General features: G+C 63.5%; 2 protein-coding genes. Both read left to right on the top strand.

Features of this window, described 5'->3' with window-relative positions:
- The first annotated feature begins 568 nt into the window (after nt 1-568).
- The gene (locus ACYYKW_RS26445) at nt 569-2284 is read left to right on the top strand and encodes an amidase (protein ID WP_093101469.1); all 1716 of its coding nucleotides are present in this window, start codon (nt 569-571) and stop codon (nt 2282-2284) included.
- 77 nt (nt 2285-2361) lie between these two features.
- On the top strand, nt 2362-2578 hold a 217-nt coding region (locus ACYYKW_RS26440), incomplete at its 3' end, for a hypothetical protein (RefSeq protein WP_464991584.1).

The following is a 2578-nucleotide window of genomic DNA, read 5'->3' as shown; positions in this document are numbered from 1 at the left end:
CAGCGGAAGTAGGTGCAGCGAAGCAAACCGTAGCCGCTGCGCCCGGATCGATTCCGCAGCGAAGGGACCCGAGCCTGCGAGGGCCGAACGCAGGAGCAAGCCTTTTCGGTTACCTTTTCGGCGTTTGGAAAAGGTGACCCGCCGTAAGGGCGGAACCCTAAGCCGCCGTGACCGCAGCAACGGATATGTACACAGCAACCCAAAAAACCAGCGCCTGAAAGAAAGCCATCGCTTGCAGGCAAGCTCCCACATTTGGAATGCATTCATCCCGGCAAACCCATGACTGCCTGGAATGCAGTATTCCTGTGAAACCTATTGCTGCCTGACATGCAGTATTCCTGTGAAACCTATTGCTGCCTGAAATGCAGTCCCCTGTGGGAGCCAGCCTGCTGGCGATGAGGCCGACGAAAAAGAAGAAAATCTGCTGCCCATCCACTCCGCCGATTACTCCGCACGCTGCTTGGTGTTAAATAGGCGCCAGTCTTAACCTTGTCGCCTGAAGCCGTGCAACGAGAACTGCCATGAACAGCTATTGCTACAACGCCCAACCGCAAACGGCGGTGCGCGCATGATCGAAGTCACTGAAGTGTCCATTGCGCAATTGCGCGCCGCACTTGAATCCGGCCAGACCACCGCGGTCGAGCTGGTCGAGGCCTATCTGGCGCGTATCAACGCCTACGACGGCCCCGACACACCGACCGCGCTGAACGCCGTGGTGGTGCGCAACCCCGAAGCCTTGAACGAGGCCCGCGACTCCGATGCACGCCGCGCCAAGGGCCAGACCCTCGGCCCGCTCGACGGCATTCCTTACACCGCCAAGGACAGTTATCTGGTCAAGGGCCTGACCGCCGCGTCGGGCAGCCCGGCCTTCGCCGATCTGGTGGCCCATCGCGACGCCTTCACCATCGAACGCCTGCGCGCCGCCGGGGCGATTTGCCTGGGCAAGACCAACATGCCGCCGATGGCCAATGGCGGCATGCAGCGCGGCGTATATGGCCGGGCTGAAAGCCCTTACAACGCCGCCTACCTGACCGCGCCATTCGCCTCCGGCTCGTCGAACGGTGCCGGCACCGCCACCGCTGCGAGTTTCGCCGCGTTCGGTCTGGCGGAAGAAACCTGGTCGAGCGGGCGCGGCCCGGCGTCCAACAACGGCTTGTGCGCGTATACGCCATCGCGCGGGGTGATCTCGGTGCGCGGCAACTGGCCGCTGACGCCGACCATGGACGTGGTGGTGCCCTTCGCCCGCACCATGGCCGACTTGCTCGAAGTGCTCGACGTGGTGGTCGCCGAAGACCCGGACACCCGTGGCGACCTCTGGCGCCTGCAACCGTGGGTGCCGATCCCGCGCGTCAGCGAAGTGCGCCCGGCGTCCTACGCCGAACTGGCGGTTGACCGCGCAGCGCTGGCCGGCAAGCGTTTCGCCATTCCGCGCATGTACATCAATGCCGATCCCGAGGCAGGCACCAGCGAAGCCCCCGGCATCGGCGGCCCGACCGGCCAGCGCATCAACACCCGCGCCTCGGTGATCGAGCTGTGGCAGCAGGCGCGTCAGGCGCTGGAAGCGGCCGGCGCTGAAGTGATCGAAACCGATTTCCCGCTCGTCTCCAATTGCGAAGGTGATCGCCCCGGCGCACCGACCGTGTTCAACCGCGGGCTGGTGTCGAAAGAGTTTCTGCATCATGAACTGTGGGACCTGACCGCGTGGGCCTTTGACGACTTCCTGCAGGCCAATGGCGACCCGAAACTCAATCGTCTGGTTGACGTCGACGGGCCGAAGATCTTCCCGCACGACCCGGGCACCCTGCCCAACCGTGAAGGCGATCTGGCCGCCGGCATGGACGAATATGTGCGCATGGCCGAACGTGGCATCACCCCGTGGAATGAAATCCCCACTGTCGCCGACGGCCTGCGCGGCCTCGAACAGACCCGGCGTACCGACCTCGAAGACTGGATGGACAACCTCGGCCTCGACGCCGTGCTGTTCCCCACCGTCGCCGACGTCGGCCCGGCGGACGCAGACGTCAACCCGGCCTCAGCGGATATCGCCTGGAGCAACGGCGTCTGGGTGGCCAACGGCAACCTCGCAATCCGTCACCTCGGCGTACCGACCGTCACCGTGCCCATGGGTGTCATGGCCGACATCGGCATGCCGGTCGGCCTGACCTTCGCCGGCCGCGCCTACGATGACTCCAGCCTGCTGCGCCTGGCCGCCGCCTTCGAATCCACCGGCAACAAACGCCAGATCCCCCCGCGCACACCGCCGCTGTCGGCCAAGGGACAGTGAAGATCTTTATTTGAAAAGCGATCACTGTAGGAGCCAGCCTGCTGGCGATAGCTGACTTTCAGTCAATGAAAGGTTGAATGTTCAACCGCTATCGCTTGCAGGCAAGCTCCCACAGGTTTTGTGTAATGGCTGAATATTCAGGCACACCAAAAACCCTGTGGGAGCTGGCTTGCCAGCGATGGCGCCAGCCCATTCATCACCGCACTCAAGCCGACACCCGATCAAATGTAGGAGTGAGCCTGCTCGCGATGGCGGTGTGTCAGTCAATCTTATCGAGGCTGACACACCGCCATC

The organism is Pseudomonas sp. 15C (assembly GCF_055484735.1).
Note: the sequence above shows the minus strand (reverse complement) of the source record. Positions and strands in the feature narration are given on the sequence as shown.